This window comes from Ideonella margarita (genome assembly GCF_038066635.1).
GTDB lineage: Bacteria > Pseudomonadota > Gammaproteobacteria > Burkholderiales > Burkholderiaceae_C > Ideonella > Ideonella margarita.
This window is the reverse complement of sequence record NZ_JBBUTI010000013.1, coordinates 1-24,819: the sequence shown is the minus strand read 5'-3', so window position 1 is coordinate 24,819 and position 24,819 is coordinate 1. Positions and strand designations below refer to the sequence as shown.

Annotated in this window: 21 protein-coding genes; 10 read left to right on the top strand and 11 right to left on the bottom strand. The window is 66.8% G+C overall.

What is annotated here, in order from left to right; all coding sequences use genetic code 11:
• The first annotated feature begins 3 nt into the window (after positions 1-3).
• Entirely contained in the window at positions 4-564 is a 561-nt protein-coding gene (locus tag AACH00_RS16905) for a flavin reductase family protein (protein ID WP_341400357.1), read from the top strand.
• On the opposite strand, the gene AACH00_RS16900 is transcribed toward AACH00_RS16905, so the two are convergent.
• Positions 531-1,358, bottom strand: a complete 828-nt coding sequence (locus tag AACH00_RS16900) for a hypothetical protein (RefSeq protein ID WP_341400356.1) — start codon at positions 1,356-1,358, stop codon at positions 531-533. The two genes, AACH00_RS16905 and AACH00_RS16900, sit on opposite strands and share 34 nt — an antisense overlap.
• Before the next feature lie 51 nt (positions 1,359-1,409).
• On the opposite strand from AACH00_RS16900, the gene AACH00_RS16895 reads away from it, so the two are divergent.
• The 3 genes from AACH00_RS16895 to AACH00_RS16885 all read left to right on the top strand — a co-directional run bounded on the left by AACH00_RS16895 (position 1,410) and on the right by AACH00_RS16885 (position 5,768).
• Positions 1,410-2,156 carry an SDR family NAD(P)-dependent oxidoreductase gene (locus AACH00_RS16895; protein ID WP_341400355.1) on the top strand — a complete coding sequence of 249 codons (747 nt, stop codon included), beginning with the start codon at positions 1,410-1,412 and terminating at the stop codon, positions 2,154-2,156.
• A gap of 71 nt (positions 2,157-2,227) precedes the next feature.
• Positions 2,228-3,979: an ABC transporter ATP-binding protein gene (locus AACH00_RS16890; protein ID WP_341400354.1), complete on the top strand. Its 1,752-nt coding sequence runs from the start codon at positions 2,228-2,230 to the stop codon at positions 3,977-3,979.
• Positions 3,969-5,768 (top strand): ABC transporter ATP-binding protein, encoded by a 1,800-nt coding sequence (locus tag AACH00_RS16885; RefSeq protein WP_341400353.1) that lies wholly within the window; start codon positions 3,969-3,971, stop codon positions 5,766-5,768. The genes AACH00_RS16890 and AACH00_RS16885 overlap by 11 nt, the downstream gene beginning before the upstream one ends.
• 90 nt (positions 5,769-5,858) lie before the next feature.
• Here the strand turns inward: AACH00_RS16885 and AACH00_RS16880 are convergent, their stop codons facing one another.
• The 5 genes from AACH00_RS16880 to AACH00_RS16860 form a co-directional block, all read right to left on the bottom strand.
• The gene (locus AACH00_RS16880; protein ID WP_341400352.1) at positions 5,859-7,595 is read right to left on the bottom strand and encodes a diguanylate cyclase domain-containing protein; all 1,737 of its coding nucleotides are present in this window, start codon (positions 7,593-7,595) and stop codon (positions 5,859-5,861) included.
• Between the two features lie 264 nt (positions 7,596-7,859).
• Positions 7,860-8,024, bottom strand: a complete 165-nt coding sequence (locus AACH00_RS16875; RefSeq protein ID WP_341400351.1) for a DUF3149 domain-containing protein — start codon at positions 8,022-8,024, stop codon at positions 7,860-7,862.
• Positions 8,025-8,164: 140 nt separating this feature from the next.
• Positions 8,165-9,712 carry a S10 family peptidase gene (locus AACH00_RS16870; protein ID WP_341400350.1) on the bottom strand — a complete coding sequence of 516 codons (1,548 nt, stop codon included), beginning with the start codon at positions 9,710-9,712 and terminating at the stop codon, positions 8,165-8,167.
• 81 nt (positions 9,713-9,793) lie between these two features.
• Positions 9,794-10,528 carry a 2OG-Fe dioxygenase family protein gene (locus AACH00_RS16865; protein ID WP_341400349.1) on the bottom strand — a complete coding sequence of 245 codons (735 nt, stop codon included), beginning with the start codon at positions 10,526-10,528 and terminating at the stop codon, positions 9,794-9,796.
• 39 nt (positions 10,529-10,567) lie between these two features.
• Positions 10,568-12,313, bottom strand: a complete 1,746-nt coding sequence (locus AACH00_RS16860; protein ID WP_341400348.1) for a phosphoethanolamine transferase — start codon at positions 12,311-12,313, stop codon at positions 10,568-10,570.
• Between the two features lie 170 nt (positions 12,314-12,483).
• Between AACH00_RS16860 and AACH00_RS16855 the strand changes: the two genes are divergently transcribed.
• Entirely contained in the window at positions 12,484-14,820 is a 2,337-nt protein-coding gene (locus AACH00_RS16855) for a hybrid sensor histidine kinase/response regulator (RefSeq protein ID WP_341400347.1), read from the top strand.
• On the opposite strand, the gene AACH00_RS16850 is transcribed toward AACH00_RS16855, so the two are convergent.
• Positions 14,817-16,355 (bottom strand): Y-family DNA polymerase, encoded by a 1,539-nt coding sequence (locus AACH00_RS16850; protein ID WP_341400346.1) that lies wholly within the window; start codon positions 16,353-16,355, stop codon positions 14,817-14,819. The two genes, AACH00_RS16855 and AACH00_RS16850, sit on opposite strands and share 4 nt — an antisense overlap.
• A 64-nt stretch (positions 16,356-16,419) precedes the next feature.
• Complete coding sequence (locus tag AACH00_RS16845) at positions 16,420-17,349, bottom strand: hypothetical protein (RefSeq protein WP_341400345.1); 930 nt, start codon at positions 17,347-17,349, stop codon at positions 16,420-16,422.
• An 87-nt stretch (positions 17,350-17,436) separates the two neighbouring features.
• On the opposite strand from AACH00_RS16845, the gene AACH00_RS16840 reads away from it, so the two are divergent.
• The gene (locus AACH00_RS16840; RefSeq protein WP_341400344.1) at positions 17,437-17,862 is read left to right on the top strand and encodes a YchJ family protein; all 426 of its coding nucleotides are present in this window, start codon (positions 17,437-17,439) and stop codon (positions 17,860-17,862) included.
• An 18-nt stretch (positions 17,863-17,880) separates the two neighbouring features.
• Here AACH00_RS16840 and AACH00_RS16835 read toward each other — a convergent pair whose 3' ends face one another.
• A complete protein-coding gene (locus tag AACH00_RS16835; protein WP_341400343.1) occupies positions 17,881-18,426 on the bottom strand; it encodes a hypothetical protein in 546 nt (181 codons plus the stop codon).
• A 113-nt stretch (positions 18,427-18,539) separates the two neighbouring features.
• On the opposite strand from AACH00_RS16835, the gene AACH00_RS16830 reads away from it, so the two are divergent.
• Both AACH00_RS16830 and rarD read left to right on the top strand, forming a co-directional pair.
• Complete coding sequence (locus AACH00_RS16830; RefSeq protein ID WP_341400342.1) at positions 18,540-19,283, top strand: pseudouridine synthase; 744 nt, start codon at positions 18,540-18,542, stop codon at positions 19,281-19,283.
• 136 nt (positions 19,284-19,419) lie between these two features.
• Positions 19,420-20,307, top strand: a complete 888-nt coding sequence (gene rarD, locus AACH00_RS16825) for an EamA family transporter RarD (protein ID WP_341400341.1) — start codon at positions 19,420-19,422, stop codon at positions 20,305-20,307.
• On the opposite strand, the gene AACH00_RS16820 is transcribed toward rarD, so the two are convergent.
• Positions 20,288-21,169 (bottom strand): alpha/beta hydrolase, encoded by an 882-nt coding sequence (locus AACH00_RS16820; protein ID WP_341400340.1) that lies wholly within the window; start codon positions 21,167-21,169, stop codon positions 20,288-20,290. The genes rarD and AACH00_RS16820 overlap by 20 nt on opposite strands.
• A gap of 133 nt (positions 21,170-21,302) precedes the next feature.
• Positions 21,303-21,452: a hypothetical protein gene (locus AACH00_RS16815; RefSeq protein ID WP_341400339.1), complete on the bottom strand. Its 150-nt coding sequence runs from the start codon at positions 21,450-21,452 to the stop codon at positions 21,303-21,305.
• A gap of 344 nt (positions 21,453-21,796) precedes the next feature.
• Between AACH00_RS16815 and AACH00_RS16810 the strand changes: the two genes are divergently transcribed.
• Both AACH00_RS16810 and AACH00_RS16805 read left to right on the top strand, forming a co-directional pair.
• Entirely contained in the window at positions 21,797-22,705 is a 909-nt protein-coding gene (locus tag AACH00_RS16810; protein WP_341400338.1) for a helix-turn-helix transcriptional regulator, read from the top strand.
• Between the two features lie 525 nt (positions 22,706-23,230).
• A partial coding sequence (locus AACH00_RS16805) for an Ig-like domain-containing protein (RefSeq protein WP_341400337.1) occupies positions 23,231-24,819 on the top strand: 1,589 nt, incomplete at its 3' end.

The window sequence follows — 24,819 nt, the reverse complement described above, 5'->3', positions numbered from 1 at the left end:
CCGATGCGCCAACCCGTGGACCTGCCCCGCGCCTACCGCCTGCTCAACCATGGCCCCACCGTGCTGGTGGGCGCCAGCCATGAAGGACGAACCAACGTGATGTCCGTGGCCTGGGCGATGGCGCTGGATTTCGACCCGCCCAAGGTGGCGGTGGTGGTCGACAAGAGCACCTACACACGCAGCCTGATCGAGGCCTCAGGGCGTTTGTCGATCAGCGTGCCGTGCGTGGCGCAGGCCGGTCTGGTGACGGCACTCGGCAACCACAGCGGCCGCGACACCGACAAACTCGCCGACTTCAACGTGAGCCTGCTTGACGAGCCCGCCGCCCACGGGCCGCTGGTGGCCGGCTGCGTGGCCTGGCTGGATGGCGTGTGCCTGCCCGGCGCGGACAACGCCGCCAGGCACGACCTGTTCCTCGTGGAGATCACCGGCGCCTGGGCCGATGACCGCGTGTTCAGCAACGGCCGGTGGCACTTCGAGGAAGCGGGCGATGATTCGCTGCGTACCCTGCACCACATCGCCGGTGGCCATTACCTGGCGATTGGCGCCCCGGTGGACGGCTGAGACGCAGCCTGCCCGGCCAGTTCAGCCAGCAAGGGCGCCAGCAGGCGCCGCTCGAAATCAGCTGGCGCGCTGTACTGGATCACGGCGCGGGCACGCGCCTCCGGGCCCTCAGCCGGCGGCACTGCCACGGCCACGCCCTTCTCCGGGTAGAGCAGTTGCACGACGCCGTCGGCCGTGGCCAAGCGGCGAGACGGCGTGCCGAAGCGCTGTACCAGCGTGGCCTCGTCCAGTCGGGCTGACGGCAGGAACACCACGCCTACCAGCCGCCGCTGGCGCGCCGCCGGCAAGTCATCAGCGGCCAGGGCATAGCGGCGGCTGCGGCCACCCTCTCCCACGTCCTGCCGGGGTGAGCGTTCGCGGGCCTGCGCCAGCCAGTCGGCGTCAGCCTCGAAGGCGAGCACCAGGCGGCCGGTCACGAACCCGGCGCGGAAGCCATCCACAAAGCTCTCCAGTGCCGGGGGCTGGCCATGCGGTGCGATCAAGCCGGTGCGCAACTCGTCGCCGAGGCGCTGCTCCACATCGGCCAGGCTGCTGCGCCCCACCTGCAGGCCGAACACGCGGCTGCTGCCGTCGGCCTGCGGCACCACTTGCCAGGGCAGGTCCACGGCCATCTCTGCCGAAGAAGGCCCGGGCGGCGCACTCTGCACCTGCCACCAGGCCCAAAGGCCCGCCGCAGCCAACAGCGACAGCGTGAACAACAGCGACAAACCAAACGGACGTTGCCACCAGGGGCGGCGCGGGGCGATGTGCGCCGACGCAGCAGCGGCAGGGGTGTCAGACGACAATTCAGGCATGCGGTGATTGTCGCCGCTGCCCCACACGGCCGGTTTGCGCCAACACATGCCATGACGACTCCTTCCCACACCCCCACGCCCCTGACCATCCTGACAGGCGCCTCGCGCGGCATGGGTGCGGCCATGGCCCGGCAATGCGCTGCTGCCGGCCACCGGGTGCTGGGCCTGTCGCGCCAGCAGCAAGCCGGGCTGGCGGCCGAGCAATGGGCGGTGGATCTGTCAGACGCCCAGCCGGTGGCGGAACGGCTGGCGCAGTGGCTCAGCCAGATCGACCCCGCCGCGCATACCGAAGTCACGCTCATCAACAACGCCGGCGTGATCGCCGAGCTGGCGCCGCTGGCCGATGTGCCGCTGGTCGACACCGTGCGCGCGCTGCGGGTGGGCCTGGAAGCCTCCATGCTGCTGACCACCGCCTTCCTGGCGGCCACCCGGCATTGGCCGGTGCCGCGCAAGGTGCTGAACATTTCATCGGGCCTGGGCCGTCGGGCCATGGCCGGCAGCGCGTCGTACTGCGCCGCCAAGGCCGGCATGGACCACTTCAGCCGCTGTGTGGCGCTGGAAGAAGCAGGGTTGCCCAATGGCGCCCGCATCGTGTCGCTGGCGCCGGGCGTGATCGACACCGACATGCAGGTGCAGCTGCGTGGCGCCAGCGCCAGCCAGTTCCCCGATCGCGAGAATTTCGTGCAGCTGCAGACCCAGGGCCGGCTCAGCAGCCCGGAGGACGCCGCTGCGCGCGTGCTGGCCTGGCTGCAACGGCCTGATTTCGGCCAGCAGCCTGCAGCCGACGTGCGAGACTGATCGGCTTGCTGCCCGGCTGACTGATTGTCTGCACCCTGCCCTGCCGCCCCCCTTTTGAAACCCGCCCCCGCATGACCCTGACCCGGCTGATATTGAATTTCGTGCAGCGCCACCGCAGTGCGTATGCCAGCGCTGCGCTGATGCTGTTCGGCATCGCGCTGCTCACCGTGTGGCTGCCGCGCCAGATCGGCCACATGGTCGACGGGCTCGTCACCCACCAGCTGGTGGGCGCGGCACTGTGGCGCGAACTGGGCCTGCTGCTCGGCGCCGGCGTGCTGATCTACCTGCTGCGCGTAGGCTGGCGCCTGAAGCTGTTCGCCGCCGCCTACCGGATGGGCGTGGAGCTGCGTGAATCGCTGTATGCCCGGCTGTCCTTGCAGGGCCCGCGCTTCTTCCAGACCCGGCGCACGGGCGACTTGATGGCGCTGGCCACCAACGACGTGGACGCGGTGGAAATGGCCTCGGGCGAAGCCATGCTGGCCGGTTTCGACGGCAGCCTGACACTGCTGCTGGTGGTTGGCACGATGGCCTTCGGCGTGGACTGGCGGCTGGCCCTGGTGGCGCTGCTGCCCTTCCCGTTCATGGCGGTGGCCTTCTGGTGGATTTCACGCCAGGTGCATGACCGCTCGAAGGAAGCGCTGGAGCGTTTCGGCGACCTGAATGACCATGTGCAGGAAACCATCTCCGGCGTGCGCACCCTGCGCGCCCTGGGCCTGGAAGACCGCAGCAGCCAGCGCTTTGCCGAGCTGGCCGGCGCCGCTGCCGATGCCGGCTTCCAGGCACAGCGCTGGGAGGCCCGCTACGAGCCCGCCGTGGGCATCGCGCTGGCTGTGGCCATGGGCGCATCGCTGGGCCTGGGCGGCTGGCTGGTCTGGCACGACGAATTGACCGTCGGCCAGCTCACCAGCTTCGGCCTGTACCTTGGGCAGCTGATCTGGCCGATGTTCGCGGCCGGCTGGGTGTTGTCGCTGTGGGAGCGCGGCCGCGCCGCCTGGGGCCGCTTGTCGCAGGTGCTGGACGAGCCGCTGGCCATCGACAACGACGGCACGGTGGCCCACGTCACACCCGGCGAGATCAGCCTGCGCAACATCAGCTTCGCCTACCCGGGCAGCACCCAGCCGGCGCTTGATGACCTCAGCATCACGCTGCCCGCGGGCGGCACGCTGGGCGTGGTCGGCCCGACCGGCGCCGGCAAGAGCACGCTGGTGCGCCTGCTGCTGCGCCAGTGGCAACCGGCCCAGGGCCAGATCGAATGGGGCGGCGTGCCGCTGGCCGACCACACGCTGCAGGCGCTGCGCTCAGCCATGGCCTGGGTGCCGCAGGAGCCGATCATGTTTTCGGCCACGGTGGGCGAGAACATCGCGCTGGCCAAGCCCGGCGCCAGCCAGGCAGAGATCGAAGCCGTGGCCCGCCTGGCCGCCGTGCACGACGACATCCAGCGCCTGCCCCAGGGCTATGCGACGCCGGTGGGTGAACGCGGCGTGACGCTCTCGGGCGGGCAGCGCCAGCGCGTGGCCATCGCCCGTGCCTTGCTGACCGACGCCCCGCTGCTGCTGCTCGACGATGCACTGTCGGCCGTCGACACCGAAACCGAACACCGCATCCTCAGCCACCTGCGTGAGCAGCGCGTGGGCCGCACGGTCATCGTCATCAGCCACCGGCTGTCGGCGCTGGCCGACGCCGACCGCATCGCCGTGCTGCGCCAAGGCCGCCTGACCGAGCTGGGCACCCATGACGAGCTGCTGGCCCGCGGCACCGACCACAGCTGGTACGCGCACGAATGGCGCGTGCAGCAACTGAAAGCTTCTCTCGATGCCGACTGATTCATCAGCCAACCTGCCACAGGCGCCCGCGGGCACGCCGGTGCAACGCGCCGCCAGCCTGCTGTGGCGCGCCGCCCAACCTGACCGCCGGCACATCTGGGTCGGCCTGTTCTGGCTGGCCATCGCGGCCGGTCTGGACGCGCTCGGCCCGGTGCTGGGCAAGGCCTTCATCGACCGCTACCTGCTGCCGCGCAACCCTGACGTGGCCGCCATGCTGGGCCTGCTCGGTGGCGCGCTGGTGGCCGGCAGCGTGGCCAGCCTGCTGCGCTACTTCCAGCTGACCCGCCTGGCCGGGGCCGCGATGCGCTCGGTGCAACGCATCCGTGAATCGGTGTACGGCCACGTGCTGCGCTTGCCGATGGCGTTTTTCGACACGGCCATCACCGGGCAGCTGGTCAGCAGGGTCACGAACGACACCGAGGCGGTGAAGCAGCTGTATGTGCAGGTGCTGTTCGTGATGCTGGACGCGGTGATCATGCTGACCACGCTGCTGGTCACCATGACCTTCCTCGACTGGCGCCTGATGCTGATCGTGGCGACGCTGGTGCCGGCCGTGTTCGGCATCGTCTTTCTCTACCAGCGCATGTCGGGGCCGGCCGTCACCCGTACGCGTGAGCTGCGCAGCCACCTGAACGCCCAGACGGCAGAGTCCATCGCCGGCATGGCGGTGCTGCAGGCCACCGGCGCCACGGCCACCTATAGCCAGCGCTACGCCGACATCAACGAAGCCCACCTGGCCTCACGCCAGAGCGAGCTGCGCGCCAATGCCTGGCTGCTGCGCCCGGCACTCGATCTGCTGAACGTGGCTATGCTGGCCGTGGTGATCGGCGTGTTTGGTCTGCGCGAAACCTCGGGCGGCCTGAGTGCCATCGAGGTGGGCGTGCTGTATGCGTTCGTCAGCTACATCGGCCGGGTGGTGGAGCCGCTGATCCAGCTGACGATGCAGTTCTCGCAATTGCAGCAGGCAGTGGTGTCGGCCGCCCGGGTGAACACCTTGCTGGAAGAGGCGGAAGCGCCGCGCCCGGCGGCCCGCGGCCAGGTCACCGAAGGCCGGGTGAGCATCAGCCACCTGAACTTCGCCTACCAGTCAGGCGTGCCGGTGCTGAAAGACGTGTCGCTGGACGTGAAGCCGGGCGAGTTCATCGGCGTGGTCGGTCCGACCGGCAGTGGCAAGAGCAGCCTGCTGTCGCTGCTGCTGCGCTTTTATCCGGTGACCGACGGCAGCCTGTGCATCGATGGCCAGCCGATTGCCGACCTGGATGAAGCTGCCTTCCGCACGTCCGTGGGCCTGGTGCCGCAAGACCCCTTCCTGCTGGCGGCCAGCGTGCGCGAGAACATCGCGATGGGCCGGGTGCTGACCGATGAAGAAGTTCGCCGCGCAGCCACCTCGGCAGGCGCGCATGAGTTCATCGAACGGCTGGAGCATGGCTACGAAACCGTGCTCGGCGAAGGCGGCGCGCGACTGGCCGTGGGCGAAAAGCAGCTGGTGGCGATTGCCCGCGCGCTGGCAGGCCAGCCCCGCATCTTGCTGCTGGACGAAGCCACCTCGCACATCGACACCGCCACCGAGCAGGTGGTGCAGCGGGCACTGGCAGCCCTGCATGGCCAGCTCACCATCATCTCGATCGCCCACCGGCTATCGACCATCCGTGATGCCGACCGCATCCTCGTGCTCAGCCACGGCCAGATCGCCGAAATCGGCCCGCACGACGCGCTGATGGCCCGCGAGGGCGGCATCTACCGGCGCCTGGTGGAGCTGCAGCAGCTCGGTACCACGGACGTGGCGTGACCGCGGCGATCTGATCCCTGCCGCAGGACCGGGCTGGCCGACCCGCGGCCGTGCCAGCCTCGCCCATGTCAGCCCGGCATCACCCAGTCCTCAGCGAGTGCGGTGCTTCGCCGTGTACATCGACTGGTCGGCGCGCCGGATCAGGGTGGGTGCATCACCACCATCTGCCGGGAAGCTGGCCGTGCCGATGGCCATGCCCACGCTGGTGGAGTGGCCCTCGGGCAGGCAGCTCAGCGGCAGGCTGAACGCCTCCGTCAGCTTGTGGACCACCGCCCGCATGTCATCGTCGCCCTGCACGTTGTCCAGCAGCACCACGAATTCGTCCCCTGCCCAGCGGGCGATCAGATCATGCTCACGCAGGGTCTCGCGCATGCGCCCCGCCAGTTCAGACAGCACCTTGTCTCCGGTGTCGTGGCCGTGCTGGTCGTTCACGGCCTTGAAGCCGTTGACATCCATGAACAGCACGCCGAAGGGCTGGGCATCGCCCTGGCGACGCTGTTGCGTGATGCGGTCTTCGATGCGCCTCAGCATCACCTCCCGGCTGGCCAGGCCGGTGAGCCGGTCAGTGGCCAATCGACGCTTCATGGCTGAAAAGCTCTGCGCCAGATCACCAATCTCGTCCCGGCGCTGGATGTTCAGCGGCGTGTCGTAGCGCCCCTCCCCCACCTGCCGCGCTGCCACGGCGAGCTTGCGCAGATCACGCGAGACCACGCCGAGGCTGAGCAAGCCCACGCCCACCACACCGCCCGAGGCCAGCAAGCCCAGCAGCACCGTCTGCACGGTGTTGTCGGTCACCGCCTTCAGGAAGTCATGGCGCGGCACGGCCACCACGATGAGCCAGTCGAGACCGGCGTTGTCACGGATGCGGGCCTGCGCCAGCTGCACTGATTCGCCGTCGGGGCCGTCGATGCGGGCGGAGCGCGTGCCTTGCCATTCGCGCCCTTCTTCAGCCTCGCCACTGCTGTGACGCAACTTCAGCGCAGCGGCATAACTCACGGCAAGCAGCCGGTCACCGCTGGCACTGGCGGGCAGGCGCTCCGGGCGGCCATCAGGGCCGCGCCGGAGATAGTCGCCGCGCGATGTGGCAATCAGGTTGCCGTCGGGCTCCACCACGAAGGCGATGCCGTTGCGGCTGAGCGGCAAGGCCTGCACGAAGGCACTCAGGTGGTGCAGCGAAACGTCGGTGGCCACCACGCCGCCCAGCTGGCCGGAGGACGTCAGCACCCGGCGGGCACGCGTGGCCACCAGCTCGGTGGTGCGGAAGTCGATGTAGATCGACGTCCATGTTTCGGTGGAGGCCCGACTGGCAGCCTGGTACCACGGGCGTTGGCGCGGCTCGAAGACCCGCTGTTCAACCTCGGGCTCATGCAGTGCGCCATGGATGCCCTTGAACTTCCACACGGTGCGCGGCCCCTCGGACGCCGTGCGCAGACGCATTTGCGCGTCGTCTTCGCCGTCACGCCAGACACCCAGGAAGTGGCCCTGCTCGTCACCGTAATAGGCGTAGTTGTTCAACTCGCGGTGCACCGAGGTGGCCAGCCAGAAACGGGTGCGCAGGCTGTCCACCTCGTCGGCCAGACGCCTGGGGGCGGTCACGCCCCGGGGGAAGGCCATTTCCAGTACCGCGCCGGAGCCGAACACGTGTTTTTCGACCGCTTGGGATATTCGCCCGACTGTCTCGGAGAGCAGTTGCTCCGAGAGGTTGTCTACCGCGGTTCTACCCGCCTGGTAAGACAGGCTGCCCAGCAGCAGGGACAGCATCAGCACCAGCACCACATAGGGCACGGTGAGCAGTTGGCGCAGGCTCAACCAACGAAATAGCGGCATGGAACTCTCCGGAACAACCTGCCTGGCCCGAGGCCTTGGCAGGGGGGTGGCGCCGCAACGTCACCCGATACAAATCAATGTCAAACAGTCTAGGAGTCAAGACCATCGATCCCCGGAAATACCACCGCCGTGTGCTGGCACTGCATCACGAGCAATGAGCAGCTTCGCCACAAATGGAAAAACCGCCTTGACACCGCATCACTGCGGAAATTCAAGACGGCTCTTGCGCGTGCGCCCATGGCGCTTGGCGAATGCAGCCCTCGCTCAGGCCTTCTGTGCGGCCTGACGGGCCCGCTCGGCGGCCTCGTCCATCTGGACATGCTTGATGAAGTAGCGCGTGTAGAACGCGCCCATGCCGAGGGTGATGGCAATGACCAAGGCGCTCAGCAGGCCGTAGTCGGTGGTGAAGAAGTCGGTGAGTGCGTGCATGTGGTGCCTCCGGTTGATCGCCCTGTGCGGGCCTTGGTGTCATCAGACACCGACCGGGGGCACCGGTTTTTGCGACAGCGCAAAGGCGCCGGGCCATGCTGCGGCCACTCACCGGCCTTTCCGGGAAAGCTTGATCCTGGTCAGAAGGCCGGAACGCTGCCGGGCGCGGGCGTCGAGGCCAGCCACGCGTCGACATCGGTCTTCAGGCTTTCCAGATCGGCCTGGCGCGAATACATCATGTGGCCGGCGGCGTAGTGGTGGTGCTCGATGCGCGGCCGCACGCTGGCCGGAATATCGAGCTGGTCCAGTGCCCAGTCGGACGCGCTGTAGGGCGTGCCCAGGTCATACAGGCCACTGGCCACGAACACACGCAGGTGCGGCTGACGGCGCAGCGCACGGGCCAGGTCGGGCGACGTGCAGGCATAGCTGTTGCCCTGGGCCTTGCCGCGGTTCCAGTTCCACTCGCTGTTCACCGCCGGGTTGAAGATCATGTAGCGGCGCGGGGACTGGAAACCGAGGTCTTGCCCGAAGTGCTGCAGGCCCGCCATCGTGAACGGTGCATTGATCGCCTCCATGCCCGGATCGAACCCCATCGTGGCCTCTTGCGGCAGGGCCATGGGCGCAGTGCTGCGCGCGTCCAGACGGCCCACCAGGTGGCCCTGCGGCCGCAGCAGTTCAGCGAAGAAGGTGCTGTCGGTGATGCGCATGTTCTTCTGCGCCACCAGCGACGACGGCAAACCGGTCAGTTCGGACAGGCGCCGCTGCACTTTCAGGCGGCTGCGTTCATCGAGCCGGGCGCCAAGGTGCAGCGCAGCGAGGTAGTCTTCGGTGACGAAGGACTGGGCGGCCTCGCGAGCGGCTTCGGGCGATGCCGCCAGCGGGCCACGCAGCATGCCGTGGTACTGGGCCACGCCGGCCATCGCGGGCAGGTACAGGCCGTAGGGCAGGTCATTGCGGGGCGTGAATTCCAGCGCCTGGATGTCCATGGCCAGGGAGATGAGCAGCAGGCCCGACAAGCCCACGCCGTCGTCGATCAGCTTGTCGGCCATGCCGGCCACGCGCGTGGTGCCGTAGCTTTCACCGCACAAATACACCGGCGAGCCCCAGCGCTGGTGGCGGGTCAGCCAGGCCTGGATGACCTCGACCAGCGCAGCGATGTCGCCATCGACGCTCAGCATCTTCTTGCGGGCGTCGTCGCTGGCCGTGATCGAGTAGCCGGTGTGCGGCGGATCGATGAACACCAGGTCCATGCCCGACAGCCAGCTGTGCGGGTTGTCTTCCACCGCGTAAGGCGGGGCCGGCATGTTGCCGTCATCCGGCACACGCACGCGCTTGGGGCCGACCGCACCCAGGTGCAGCCAGACCGATGACGAACCCGGCCCGCCGTTGAAGACGAAGCACACCGGACGCTGGGCGTGCGTGGCGCCGTCCAGCGTGTAGGCGGTGGTGAAGATGGCGGCGTCGGCCTGGCCCGCGCTGGCAGAGCCTGCTGCGCCCATCACCGGCACAAACGCCGCGCACACGCTGTAGGCCAGCGTCTCGCCAGACGCCGTGGTCAAGCGGCCTTGCGACCTGGCCGGAGCGGCGATGAGCGAGGCCTCGACGGCATCGCGCTGGCGCTTGGCGGCGTCAGTGGCAGGGCTGTTGCCCTGGGGGGCGGCGTTGCTGGAGGAGTCAGACGTGCTCATGCGGGGCGGCTCTTGAACTTTGAAGAGGCGCCACGATACACCCGCTCAAGCTGGAGACAGCCGCAGCCGCCTGAAGGCCGCTCAGGGGCCCTGGAAACCCACGGCACGGAAGGTCAGCACCAGGGTGTCGCGGTGACCTGCGCCTTGAGCAGCCAGAGGCTGGATCGGCGTCGATTCATGGATCACCCGCTCGTCATCGAGCAGCAGCGTGCTGAACGGCTGGCTGAGGGTGAAGCGTTGGCCTTCACGCCCTTCGGCGGCGAACACCCGGGTTTCGGCGCCCTTGATGCCCACGCGCGAGATCAGCGTGACCGCCACCAGATCCACCCCGTCGCGGTGCGCGCCTTCCGGCGTCGGGCGGCCGATGCCGTCCGCGGTGTCGATGCGGAACGGGTGCGCTTCGACGTACCAGGTCTGCACACCCTTCAGCGCCGACGCGCGGGCGGCCAGCAGCGCCAGCCAGCGGGCCCACAAGGGGTGCTCGGACAGCGCCGGCTCGATCGGGTCGAAATGCCGCTCGATGCCGCCATGCAGCGCGTTGTACTCCACCGGTTGCCAATGTGGGCGGTGAGGCACGGCGCGCACCTCGTCGCCGTTGACGATGTAGCAGCCGTGGCGGCGGTAGCGGTAACGACCGCCGTCCCGCAGGTAGCGGTCGATGGGCAGGCGATCCCAGAAAGGCAGCCAGTCAGTGAGCGCCTCTTGCGGGGCGCCGAGCAAGTCGGACATGCCTTCGGCCGAGAGCACGGCAAATCCTTGCGCGGCCAGGGTGGCATCCACCTCTTCAGAGGCGGTGATGGGGGGTGACAGCATCATGGGAACACTCGGGAGGCACTCGGCCAAAGAAGGGGCTGCTCAATGCGGCTTGCGGCAGGCCTGGAACAAGTCCATGGCGGGCTCGCGCACGCGGGTCTGAATGTCCATCAGGCCCAGCAGCGAGTGGAAGAGATGGTCATGCGCGGCGGGCTGCGTGGCGCGCTGGCGCACGCAGTCCACATCCAGCCCGGCGCTGGCGGCAAAACCAGGCGAGAACCACATCACCATCGGCACACGGGTTTGCTGCTCGGGTGCGATGGCATAGGGCACGCCATGCAGGAACAACTTGTTCTCGCCCAGCGATTCACCGTGGTCAGACACGTAGACCAGCGCGGTGTCGTACTGCGCGGACTGCTGCTTGAGGAAATCCACCGCGCGGGCCAGCACATGGTCGGTGTAGAGCAAGGCGTTGTCGTACGCGTTGACCACCTGCTCGGGCGTGCATTGCCGCAGGTCGGCGGTGTCACACGAGGGCTGGAACCGGGCGAATGCCGGCGGGTAGCGCTTGAAGTAGGCCGGGCCGTGATTGCCCAGCTGGTGCAGCACCACGAAGCGGCTGCGGCCCAGCACGCTGTCGGGCGACACGGCGGCTGAAGCGGCGCCTGATGCAGCCGATGCCGTCGATGCCGTTGATGCATTGGCCGGCACCACCAGGGGCTTGAGGGCCGAGCGGTCGAGGCCTTGCAGCAAGGCTTCATCGAGGCAGCGCTCACCGTCGCACAGCGGGTCTGCGGCGTCGGCGCGCAGTTGCTCACTCGGCAACCCGTCACACACACCCTTGCAGCCGCTCTGGTTGTCACGCCAGAAAACGCCCAGGCCGGCGCGGTTCATCACATGCAGCATCGACTGGCTGCCGCGGATGCGGTCTTCGTCGTAGTTGCGGCGGCCCCAGGGCGAAAACAGGCACGGCACCGACACCTCGGTATTGGTGCCGCAACTATCCACCTGCTTGAAGTTGATGAGGCCGGGCACCTTGGCCAGCTCGGGCGTGGTCATGCGGCTGTAGCCCGACAGGCCCCAGTTCGCGGCGCGGGCGGTTTCGCCCAGCACGAACACCACCAGCACCGGCTTCTTGCGCTGCTGCCAGGCCGGGCCGGCCACGGCGTCTTCACCCAGCACGGCCCGGGGGCGAGCTGCCGTGCGGGTGTCTGAAATGCCCACGCGGGCCAGCGAATAGATGTAGTTGGCCGGCGTGATGAGGTAGCGCAATTCCTTGCGGTTGCGCATCAGCGAGCCGAAATCCTGGAAGACGGTCAGCACGGCACCGGCGCCCAGCAAGGCGGCCACCACCATCCACACCACGCGGGTGGCCAGGGCACGGCCCCAGGTTCGCTGGCGCACGCGCACCTTCCACAACAGTGCCAGCGGCAGCACGGCGTAGAACAGGAAGTGCGGCACCATGCTCCAGGTGAAGAGCTCCCGGGCCTCGTTCACGTCGGTGCGCAGCACGTTGCGCAGCATGCTCGGGTCGAGGTAGATGCCGAACTTGTCGATGTAGTACACGGCCGACGCCGTGGCCACGATCAGCACCGCCAGCAGCGGACGCGCAATCCAGCGATGCATCACCAGGCCGAGCAGCAGGAAATGCAGCGCGACCAGCATCACGAACATGGCACCGGCAAACAGCCAGGTGGCGGGCAAGCCAGGCTCTCGCCCGGCCAGGACTTCACGCCAGAAAGGCAGGTTGCACGCCAAGGCAAACACCACCGCGGCAATCAACGCCAGGGTGTCGGTACCAAGTTGCCAGCGGCCTTCGTGCCGCACAAACGGATTGCGTTCAGACATGGGGCGACATTGTCACCTGCCCCAACAACACAAGTTGTGAAGATTCCCTGAAGGGCCAACCGACTGGACGTGACAATCGGCAACAAGGGCGATACCCGGTGTCGCCACATGAGGCTCCGACTTAGACTCGGAGGAAGAGATTGACCACGCCAAGGCACCGGCAGCGCCCCATGAGCAACGAACCCCATTCCGCAGCCATGCGCCCGGCACTGCAGGCATTGATGGGTGACTGGCCCGTGGCCCTGGCCTGCCTGAATGCCAGCCACCGGGTCGAGTGGGTCAACCGGGCCTTCGAAGCGCTGACGGGCCTGACACAAGCCGCGCTTCAAGGCCGGCCGATCGAAGACATGTTGCCCCCGGCATTGCCGGAGCAGTCCTGGCGCAGCGGCCATCGGCCCGATGGGCATGCCTGGCATGCGCGCGAACACTGGCTGGAGCGCCCGGATGGTGGCCGCTGGCTCACCCTGCTCGACATGGCCGCGCTGGTGCCGCCGGGCGCTGATGCCGCCTTGCATCAGATGCAGCTGGCGGTCGATCTGGCAGACGTGATCATCTGGCGCCACGACCTGCGCACCGGCTACATCAACTGCAGCGAACGCGGCTGGAAGACCATGGGCCGTCCGCCCGGCCCGCAAGGCTGGACGGGGCCGGAATTGCTGGCCCTGGTGCATCCGGACGACCGCATTCCCCTGGAAACTGCTTACCGCCAGGCCTTGGCTGGCCAGGGGCCGGTGGACGTGATGACCCGCTACATCACGCAGAACAACAGCTGGCGCCACGCCATGACGCGGCGGGTGCTGCAGCTTGATGCCGACGGCCAGCCGGAAGCGCTGGTGGGCGTCGCCATCGACATCAGCGAACGCGAGCGTGTGCTGGCCGAGCTGCACAGCGCCCACCAGCGCTTCACGTTGATGGCCGATGGCGTGGGCATTGGCACCTGGTGGCATGACGTGGCCACCGGAGAAAACCACTGGGACGAACGCATGTGGGCGCTGCGCGGGCTGAACCCGCAGCCTCAGGCGCCATCCATCGAGGACATGCTGAACCTGGTGCACCCCGGTGACCGCGCGGCCGTGCGTCAGCAGATCAGCCGGCCGGCGGACGCCTCACGCGCGCCGCATTACGAATTCAGGGTGCTGCTGCCGGATGGTCGCGAGCGCTGGCTGGCTTCCCGCTCCGTGCAGGTGCTGGACGCCCAGGGCAACACCTTGCAGCGGCTGGGTGCCAACTGGGATGTGACCGACGCCCGCCAGGCCGCTGCAGCCCGCCACGACCAGGCCCTGGCCCAGCGTGAAAGTCAGGCCAAGTCGGAATTGCTGGCCCGGCTGAGCCACGAGCTGCGGACACCGCTCAATGCGATTCTGGGATTCACCCGCCTGCTGCTGACCGGGCAGGAGCACGACACACCCGCCGGGCGCCAGGACAAGCTGGGGCACATCCTGTCGGCGGGCAACCACCTGCTGTCCCTGGTCAATGACGTGCTGCAACTGGCGCGGCCCGAGGAAGACCCCAACGGCCCGATCACGCTGATTGACCTGGCACTGGACGAGCTGGTGGCGCAGAGCCTGCCGATGCTTCAGTGGCACGCCAGTGAACGACAGGTGCAGTTGACCGCCGCCGTGCCCCCGCTGCTGATCGTGCGCGCCGACGCCTTGCGCCTGCGCCAGGTGTTGCTGAACCTGCTGAGCAACGCGGTCAAGTACAACCGGCTCGGTGGCAGCGTGCATGTCACGGCGCGGGGCGATGGCGACCTGGTGCATCTGGACGTGATCGACACCGGCATCGGCATGGCACCAGAGCAGGTGGATCTGGCGTTTCAGCCGTTCCAGCGTCTGGGCCAGCCGGGGGCGGGTGTGGAAGGCGTGGGTATCGGACTGGCCATTGTCAAAAGCCTGGTCCTGCGCATGGGCGGCTCGATCGAGGTCAGCAGCCAACCCGGCCAGGGCAGCCGATTCAGCCTGGCATTGCCGCGGGGCGTGCAGACACTCGTCGGCCCCGGCGATGCCGCCGCAAGCGCGCCTGCCATGCCCTTGCCGGGCACACCGACGGTGGCCTCAGCACCCGCACCGCTGCCGTTCGGGGCCAGTATTCCTTCTGGCGGGCTGCTCTACATCGAAGACAACCCGGTCAACGTGATGATCGTTGCCGAGCTGGCGGCACGGCGCGGCCAGCCAGCCTTCTTCCATGCCGGCACCGGGGCTGAAGGCATGGCGCTGGCGCGGGCTCAGCGCCCTCGCCTCATCTTGCTGGACATGCACCTGCCTGACTGCCACGGGCAACAGGTGCTGGCGTGGCTGAAGGCCGATCCGGTGACGCGTCACATCCCTTGCATTGCCCTCTCGGCGAATGCCTTGCAGGACGACATCGATCGCGCCCTGTCCATGGGCTTTGCCGGCTACTGGACGAAGCCGCTGGATTTCGCGGTGTTCGAACGCACCATGAACACGGTCTTCGGGCCGCCAGCCCAAGCGAACACCGGCTCATCCATCGGACAAACGGGTATCTAGGCAAAGCGCCCGTGCAGGAACCAGCCCGGCTGACCCTGCGGCGGCGCGTGGCGCAGCCGGTAGATCCAGACCAGCTCACCCGCAGGCAGTTGCGCCACGAAGTAATCACGGGCGGCCAGGGCCTGATCCCACCAGCCGGCCTCTACCCGTTCGGGGCCCTGCAAAAGGCGCAAGGGCTCAGTGCCCAGCCAGGGGCGTGACTGGCGCTCCGGCAGGGGCTCAGGCGGGCTCATCAGCCACACCGGCCGCGTCAGGCGCGCTGCGGCTGGCGGCGCCTCCAGCAGCGGGTGACGCGCTGGCGGCAGCTCGGCCGCCTCGGCGCGCCAGGCGAGTTCAGGCCGGTGCTCAGGCCAGGTGGACAGACGCGTGACGCCCTCCACCCCGAGGCGCGCCTGCAGGCGCTCCACCAGCCGCCCCAAGCCCTCCCTCGGGTTGGCCAGCTCTGGAAAGAGATCCGTGTCGGGCGGCGCCCCCAGCACGGCGTGGTCACACCGCAGCGTCAATGACAGCACCGGTGCCGCCAGAGGTTCGCGGGCCAGGCGCTCTGCCAGCACGGAGCGCCAGTGGCTGGCGTCTGCAGTGGGCTCACCCAGAGCCAGCTGCAGCACGCTGAGGTGGGCACCGGCCTCGCCCAGGTGGCTGGCACGCAGCCGGGTGGCGTGATGCAGCAGCAGTTCCAGTTGCTGCGCCCGGGCCTGCCGCGCCCGCAGCCAGGCCGACAGCCGCACCAGCAGCACATCCACCGCCACCAGCAGCGGACCGGTGTATTCAGCGCGGGCGGGCAGCTCCAGTTCGCTGGAAAAACGGTCAGGCAGGCGCAGCCACTCATGTGGATGGGGCTGATCGCCGCTGAGCTGATCGAGCACCTGCAGCACCGCCGTGCCCAGCCGGCGCACCAGACCCGCCCGGGGCTGCGCCCACAGATCACCCAGCGAAGCCAACCCCATGGCCTCGCAGGTTTCCAGCCAGGCGGCGTTCATGTCCACGGGCAACTCGGCCGCCAGCACCGCAACGGGCAAGCCTTGCACTTGCTGCATCAGCCAGGCCCTGTCGGGCAAGGTGCTGGCCGGCCCCGGTTGCGGACCGCTGCGGGCCAGACAACTGGCGGCCCGCGCCGTCGGCGCATGCGCCAGGTGCAGGCCATGCCCCAGCGGTGCCAGGGCCTCACCCAACCGGGCCCACAGAGCACCGGGGCCGCCGAAGTAGCGCAGGCTGGCCTGCACCTCGGCCACCAGCCCTTGAGGCGAAGCCGCGGCCACCTGCGGCGTGAAAGACAAGAGCACGTGCGCAAGGGCCTTCAGGGCATGGGCATCACGCGCTGGATCAGCCGCACCCAGCCGCAGGCCAGGCACCAGGGCCAGCGCCGTGCTGCGGCGCATGCCCACCATCACCCCCAGGGAACGCGCCGGCAGGTTCACGGCGGACACACGGTGGCGCGTCAGCAAGGCAGCGGGCAAATCCCGCTCGTCCTCGGGCACACCGGCCAGCCAGGCCTCCAGCGACAAGGCGGGCGCATGCAGGGCAATCCACCACATCACCAAGCCCCTGACGGGCCACGAGGCACAAGGCCCGCAGGCCACACGCGACGGCCACGCACGGTCAGCTCAAGCCGGAGAGGCTGCGCTGGCCCAGCGCGCCGATTTCACGCAGCCACTCGGCCGTGGATTTGCCGGACAGGGGCACGGCTGCCGGGGCGGCCGATGGAATAGCCGCAACCCCGGGTGACAACAACTGCGCCTGCGCACGCGACGTGCCCCGCTCGGACAACACGGGCGGCAAAGCCAGCCGCAGTGGCCGCAGCAGCACCGGGCCGCGGCGCTTGAGGATGTGCACGGACAGCGCATCCGGCCCATCCGACGTCAACGCCATGCGCAAGGTGGCCGGACTGGGCCGCTGTTGTGCCTCTGGTTCACGGAACACCACGGCCAGACCGCCATGGTGGTGCGCGGCCAGTTGCAGCCGCCGCAAGGCATCAGGCCGTACAGACGCCCCGGGCCAGGCCAGCACGGCCCCCACATGACCGCTGCGCAAGGCCTGCTCCAGCGCCCAGCAGACATCGAGTGCACCGGGGCTGCGACGGCCGGACTGCGACCGCCCGCCGGGGTGTGGCACACCCCGTCCAACATCACGCCCGACATGATGCACAACATCGCGCGCGCCCTCACGCCCGCGCACCACCAGGCAGCGGGCCACCGGCACACCCAGCTGGTGCAGGCCGTCGGCACACACCTCGGCCGGCGGGTTGAACAGCATCAGGCTGCGCCAGGTGCCAAGCGCCTGTACCAAGGCGGGCGCCAGCAGACGGATTTCACCAAGCCCCGGACGCACGGGCAACAGCTCGATGAGCGCGCGGGTGGGCCAGCCGGCATCCGGCAGTTCCGCATCCAGCAGGGGAAAACCGCTGGCAATGACCTCGGCGGTGGCCGTGATCGAGCGCCCTTGCGCACGCCAGAGTGCCGGGTGCAGGGCTTGAGGCTGCGCGAGCAAGGCAGCGCGTGGCAGTGGTGGAGAGGTGGATGGCGTCATCATGAACTGTATATTTATACAGTATCAAACGCGGATCGCCAACCCGTCAGCGCCCCCTTGTCGACCGGAAGATTGCGGCAAGATGCACGGATGCGCCTGAACCCGACACCCTGCCCCTGCGGCCGCCCTGATGCCCGTCGCGCCACCCAGGTTCGCCTCTACGACGACTGCTGCGGCCGGTGGCACCACGGGCCACAACGTGGCGAGGCCCCCGATGCCGAAACGCTGATGCGCTCACGGTACAGCGCCTACACGCTCGATCTGATCAGCTATCTGCTGGACACCTGGCACCCCAGCACCAGGCCCACCGATCTGCCACCCAACGAGCCCGGACTGCGCTGGCTGGGGCTGACGGTGTATCAGCACAAGGTGCAAGACGACCAGCATGCAACCGTGCACTTTGCAGCCAGGTCGAAATTGGCGGGGCGCGCCTTCAGGCTGGAAGAAACCAGCCGATTCGTCCGCGATGAAGCGGGCCGCTGGCTCTATGTGGATGGCGACGTCAAGGAGCGCTGACGCCCCGGACGAGGCGCCTCAGGCCGCGAACTCCTGGAGCACGATGGGCGTGCACAGGCGGCGGATCACCCAGCCCATGAAGATGCTCAGGCTGAGGGTGGCCAGCACGCCACCGGCACGCGCGGCAGTCAGCACGCTGGAGAACAGATCGAGGGCTGCAGCAGGGATCAGGCTCTGGCTCAAGGCGCTGTGCACCAGCGACTGCGCCAGTTCATGTTGCAGCCACAGGCCGCACAGGTTCACGACGATGACCACGCCCATCAAGCCGATGAAGGTGCGCCGGGCCCACTCCAGCCTGCGCAACAGGCCCACCCCGGTGATCAGCAAGGCCGTCGACAACACCAGGCCAGCGCCATTCACCCACGGCAGATAAGACAGCAACAAGCTGCTCAAGGGCGGAAGACCAGCCGACGACAAGGTGCCGCCAAAACCCGGTACGAGCGAGGCGAGCGCCGCCTGTTCAACCAGGCCGCATCCCCAGGCCAGAGCCGCCAGCACGATGGTGACCCAGGCCGTGACGGTGACAAACAGCGAGCGGGCGCCGAGGTAATAGGTTTGCGGCATGACATGAACTCCCGGGATGCAGTGGCTCAGACAATCATGGCCACTGTTCGTGACCGATATTTTTCAATTTGCCGCTAACCGCCGTCACTCCCTCGGAATAATGGGTACCCCCCATGAACCACATGCCGTATCTGCCCATCCTGCACGCCGACGAGCATCTGATCGTGGTGGACAAGCCCGCCGGCCTGCTGGTGCATCGCACCAGTCTCGATGCCCACGAGGACTTGAACGCGCTCGACGCCCTGCGCGCACAACTGGGCGAAGACGGCCCGCCACACTTGGCGCCCGCACATCGGCTGGACAAGGGCACATCGGGCCTGCTGGTGTTCACCACGCGGGCCACGGCCGCCAGGGAACTGGGACAGGCGTTTGATCAGGGGCAGGTTCAGAAGCGCTATGTGGCGCTGGTCCGCGGCTGGCCTGAAGAGCACATCGAGCACGATCAGCCGCTGGCGCGCGACCCGGAATTGCCGAGCACCGGGCAAGTGCAGCTACCGGCCCGGACGACATTCCAGCGCCTCGGCCGGGTGGAGTGGCCCTTCCAGGTCGGCAGCGGCCACACGAGCAGCCGTTACGCGCTGGTGGAGGCCCGACCGGAAACCGGCCGCCGGCACCAGATACGCAGGCACCTGAAACAGCTGTCTCACCCCATCGTGGGTGACGCCACCCATGGCAAGGGCCCGCATAACCGTGCAGTGGCAGCGTGGTTGGGCGGCGTTCAGCGGCTGTGGCTGCACGCCGCTGAACTGCACCTGCCGCACCCGGCCGGAGGTCAGCTCCATCTGGTTTGCCCACCCGGGCCCGCCTGGCAGCAACTGCTCGAGCAGGACGGCTGGCTGGAGAAACCGGCACTTTGAGCAGCAGGGCCATCACCCGCCCTGCACCGCCGACACAAAACCCCCGGCACGCACAACAACGGTGCGGCGGCCACAATGACACGCTGTATCGCCCGGGCACAGTCCGCCACGGCCCCCTGCTTCACCAGCCCTTTTCATGCACACCGGTTTATTCGCTGCGGCCCTGGCCTACATCATCTGGGGCCTGTTCCCGCTCTACTTCCACCAGCTTCGCGAGGTGCCGGCCCTGGAAGTGGTGATGCACCGGTCGGTGTGGTCACTGGCCTTCATCGTGCTGGTCTTGCTGTACCAACGCCGCTGGGCCTGGCTGATCAACGTGCTGCAGCAGCCACGCAAGCTGGCCATCTTCGGCACCAGCGCCTTGCTGCTGTCGAGCAACTGGCTGCTTTACGTCTGGGCGGTGAACAACGGCCGGGTGCTGGAAGCCAGCCTGGGTTACTTCATCAACCCCTTGTTCAACGTGCTGCTGGGCGTGCTGGTGCTGCGTGAGCGGCCGCGGCCGCTGCAATGGGCCGCCGTGGGCATCGCTGGGGTCGGGGTGCTCTGGCTTGGCGTAGCCGCTGGCGCGCCGCCCTGGATCTCCCTGGCGCTGGCAGCCAGCTTCGGCTTGTATGGCTTGCTGAAAAAAACGGCACCCTTGGGCGCGCTGGAAGGGCTGGCCCTGGAGACTCTGCTGCTGGCACCCCTGGCCGTGCCGGCGCTGGCCTGGATGAGCACGCACGGCGGTACGCTGGCCAATGCCACCCCATCCACCTGGGCCTGGCTGCTGGCGGCCGGCCCCTTGACCGCCGTGCCGCTGCTGCTGTTTGCCTACGGCGCCCAGCGCATCCAGCTGGGCACCCTCGGCCTGCTGCAATACCTCGGCCCCAGCCTGCAATTTGCGCTGGGGGTGTGGGTGTTTCATGAACCCCTGCACCACAACCGCCTGGCTGGATTTGCACTGATCTGGATGGCGCTGCTGATTTACAGCGGTGAAACGCTCTGGCGCTTGCGCCAGAACAACGCTAGTCCTCAGAACGCGTAGCGAGCGGCCCGAGCCCGGCCAAACCCAGCGCCAGGTGATGAAGCCGATGCGTGGGGTCGGCCAAACTGTTCAGGACGGTCAGGTGATTGGCGCCGTCCACGGTTTCACACACGGGCACCGTGGCATCGCCCCACGCGTCCCGGATCAGCCGGTTCTGCCGCAGGAATTCATCACTCTCCAGCCCACCCGCCACGGCCAGCAGTGGCCGGGCAGGCGCCGGGAAAAAGGCAGGGCTGAGGCGCTTCACGCTCCGGGGCGTCAGTCGCAGATCAGCCTGCAGCGACGGCGTGAAGCGCAGGGGCGACAGATCATGGACGCCTGAGATCGACAACGCACCTCGCAGAGGCTGCGCGGGCAAGTCTGTTCCGACCAGATCCCAGCGGCAGCACAGCAGCATCGCGGCCAGCTGCCCGCCCGCCGAATGGCCCACGACCGTGATGTTCGACGCATCACCGCCATGCTCGCGCGCATGTCGATGCACCCACGCAATGACCCGGGTCATCTGCAAGGCGATGTCCTCGATGCTCACCGACGGGCACAGCCCGTAATTCGGCACCACCACCATGGCCCCGGCCGCCACCAGGGCGGGCGCAACAAAGCTGTGGTCGGCCTTGTCCAGCGAGCGCCAATACCCGCCATGGATGAACACGATGACGGGCGCGCCCGGTGAAACCGCGGGGAATACGTCCATGGTCTCGGCTGGCCCATCGCCATAGGCCACATCAAGCAGGCAGGGCTGCCTCGAACGCGTAAACGCCGACGCCTCACGCCAGCGCTCAAAGATGGCAGGGTGATCGGGAATGCGCGCTCGGTTGTTGTATTGAACTTCCAGCCATGCGGGATCAAGAGCCTTCGTGACCATGCTGCCTCGATGAGGTGTCGTGTGATGGGGGCATCGTGCCCGCAAGCCCTGCAGCGCGCCATCAGGGGAAAGACTGCAGCAGGCAATGCACCTTCCCGCCATCCATAACCGCCTCCCCGGTTGACCAACGCCGTCAAACAACCAACTCAAGCTGCCACCCGCCGCTTGCGATATTCAGCCGTCGCAACGACAGCGCACGTGCCCGCGCCTGCACGAACAATAAAGATGGAAAAAATAAATTATTAACAAGTGCCATCGTCGGCCTCTGGAAAATGTCTTCCATCAAGGGCACTAGCTCAGACTCACGGCAGCAATGAATTGGAAACCTCCGGATGGCGGCAAACGAGACAAACTAGCCGCCAAATAAAACTACCGCCATGCACAGACATCGATGCGTGACACAGCATCGTGCAAACCAGTGACACCTGCAGATACCACGTCACAAACCCAGTCTTCAGACGTCTCTCGCTGAGAGGATTCATAACAGACAACACAGCACACTTGGACACCGGGAGGCCTCAAGAGAACTCTCCAGTGCATCGGCAGCATCAGCGCTCAATGGTCCGACAACGATGCCATCACTCAGGCACGCAACCGCCCCGAAACCAACCTGAAGCAAAGAGAAAAATGTCATCAATCCACAAGTTGACGCCACGCGAATCGGCAGGCTCGACACTCCAGCTTGATGACACGACCTCCACCAATACTGTGCAGCCATACATCCGAAATCAGCTCCCCTCCTGCATTCTGGTTCTCAGAGATATTCCACTGAAAGATGTACCAGCGGAACTGAGTACGGCCGACCAGAGTGACAAAGGCATGATTTACATCGCTGCCGCCCAAATCGCTCCGCCGGATGACTCGGTCGACGATGCCAGCGGTGATCAAGAGCAGCCGGAGTTCATTCGGTTTTGCGAAAATATCAGCGAGTTGCCTGGCAGGTGGCCGGAAGACACCATCGTGGATATCCTGACCATTCCGAAGCCGTTTCTTTCTCGGGCCAGCGCGCTGGTAGACACCATCGGCCCGCAACATCTGGCCTACCAGAACGCACTGGCCAGGGTCATCCCCGACTACATCGCCAGCGCCAAGTCGGCGATCAAGGGCTACAACGACATCAGCGTTTTCTGTCAGCCGCTGGACCGACTCATCCTGAGCTCCGTGCAAATTCAGCTTGGCAACCGCATGGCGGCCAATGCCACCCCGGGCAAACGCCGCCTTATATCCGCCCTGGCCTATATTGACGACAACATCCAGATTGGCGAGCTTGATGCCAGGATGGTGGCCAATGCCGTCAATATCTCCGAGCGGCAATTGCATCGCACATTCAGCTCTGCCAATTTGTCGGTTGCCAGCGAGATTCGGCAACGCCGGTTGTCACTGGTGTATGACCAACTGATCAAGAATCCGCAGATGAAGATCACGAACATTGCAATGTCTGCTGGTTATTTATCGCTGGCCACCTTTTATCGGCAATTCAAGAAGCACTTCGGCCTGACAGCCAAGGAAGTACAGCAGATGTTCATCGCCAGCTGAATTCATTCAATTTTCACCGACTCAAAACAAGAGTCCCGATGGCCGCATGCATGCAAAGCATGCGGCCATTTCTATTTCAGGCCAGACCCGGACACACCACCCAGCACAGTGAGCACCACCACAGACAACTCGTCAATTGCGTGAATTTGTCCACAAATTACTGGCACAAAACAAGAACAAGACAAACCGACTCAGGTGAATCGCACCGAATTCAGGCACCCGAATCAACGCTCGTTCCAGAAAGCAGCACGAACTCTTCCGTTGGCAGATCATTCGTCGAATTTCTTACTCCGGCGCAACACATTACCTCAGCATGGCGTCATGCCTGCTTCCTGCAATAAATGCAGGCGGCACCAGGAACTCAAAAACCGCCACGAATGACACCGGCGGGTTTTGATCTGTTTTACCTATTGAAATCGGGGAAGAACAATGACGCCGCGAACTGACGAAACCGCAAAAGACAGCCCGGCACATGGGCCTGGACACAAGACACCGTTGCTTCAAAACCAGACAGAGGCGAGCACGGTGCCCCGGCCCGGCTCGGCGGACATCCATCGGCATCCGCCCGGCACCATCGCGGCGGTCTGGGGAGACGTCAAGATTCTTCACGCGGACGGCACCCGTTCCCCCCCCACGGTAGGCGCCAAGCTCGCGCCCGGTGACCTGATCCTCACCAGCCAGAACGGCATCATCCTGTTTGAAGATCAGCGCGCACCGCGCCAGGCCAAAGGGGTCTCGCTGCTGACGACGATCAAGGCGATCGATGCCGGCTCACCGGAGGCGGCGCCCTCTACCTCCAACATGCCGGGCGACACCTTGCTGCCGGGTTTGCGTGTCGAACGTGTCGTCGAGAACGTCTCGCCGTTGGCCATGACATGGCCCGGTGAGCGGGCAGATCTGGCCGACAAGACCGCCGACACAGCGAACGACGACGGCACTCGCACGCCCCAACCTGCCGTTCCGGACTATTCGTCGATACCGGAAGATGCCTCGGCCACAGGCAACGTGCTTGTCAACGACGGCAGCAACGGCACCAGCGTGACGTCCTTCACCATCGCGAACCAGACGCTGCCGGCAGGCTCCACGCTGACCATCCCTGGTACCGGCTCAATCACCATCGCGGCTGACGGCGGCTACGCTTTCACACCCGCGCCGGATTTCCACGGTGCGGTGCCACAAATCACCTACAACACCAGCGGCGGCACAACGGCCACGCTCGACATCACCGTCACCCCGGTCAACGACGCCCCGGTGGCGAACGACGACACGGTGACGGTGACCGAAGGCACGCCGGTGTCCGGCAATGTGCTGGGCAACGACACGGACACCGACGGCGACACACTGACGGTGATGGCCGTGACGGTCGACCGCAATGGCGACGGCACGCCGGACACGGTCACGCCGGGCACGCCGGTGACCATCACCACGGGTGGCACTCCGGTGGGCACGCTGCTGGTGAATCCTGACGGTACGTTCACCTTCACCCCCGCACCTGATTACAACGGCCCGGTTCCGCCGGTCACCTACACCGTGACCGACGGCCAGGGTGGTACCGACACCGGCACGCTGACCCTGGTGGTCAGCCCGGTGGACGACGCCTCCGAGCTCGCAGCCGACACAAATACCGTGGCTGAAGACACGATTGCCACGGGTAATGTGCTGGCCAATGACAGCGATGCCGACGATGTGTTGAGCGTTGATTCGTTCAGCGTCGCCGGCTTGCCTGGCACCTTCGCTGCTGGCACTACCGCCACCATCGCAGGCGTCGGTACGCTGGTCATCAACTCGAACGGTGGCTACACCTTCACGCCGGTTGCCGACTACAACGGCACCGTGCCGCAGGTCTCCTACACGACCAACACCGGCTCGAGCTCCACGCTCGACATCAACGTCACGCCGCTGGACGACACCCCGGCTGCCAGCGACGACCTGGCGACCACGCCTGAGGACACGCCCGTCACCATCGACGTGCTGGCCAACGACACGGACGCTGATACCCCGACGCTGACCATCACGGCCATCAACGGCCAGCCGATCAGCGTGGGCAGCCCTGTCCAGCTGCTCGACACCGCCGGCCTGCCGCTGGGCACGGTCAGCCTGACCAACGACGGCAA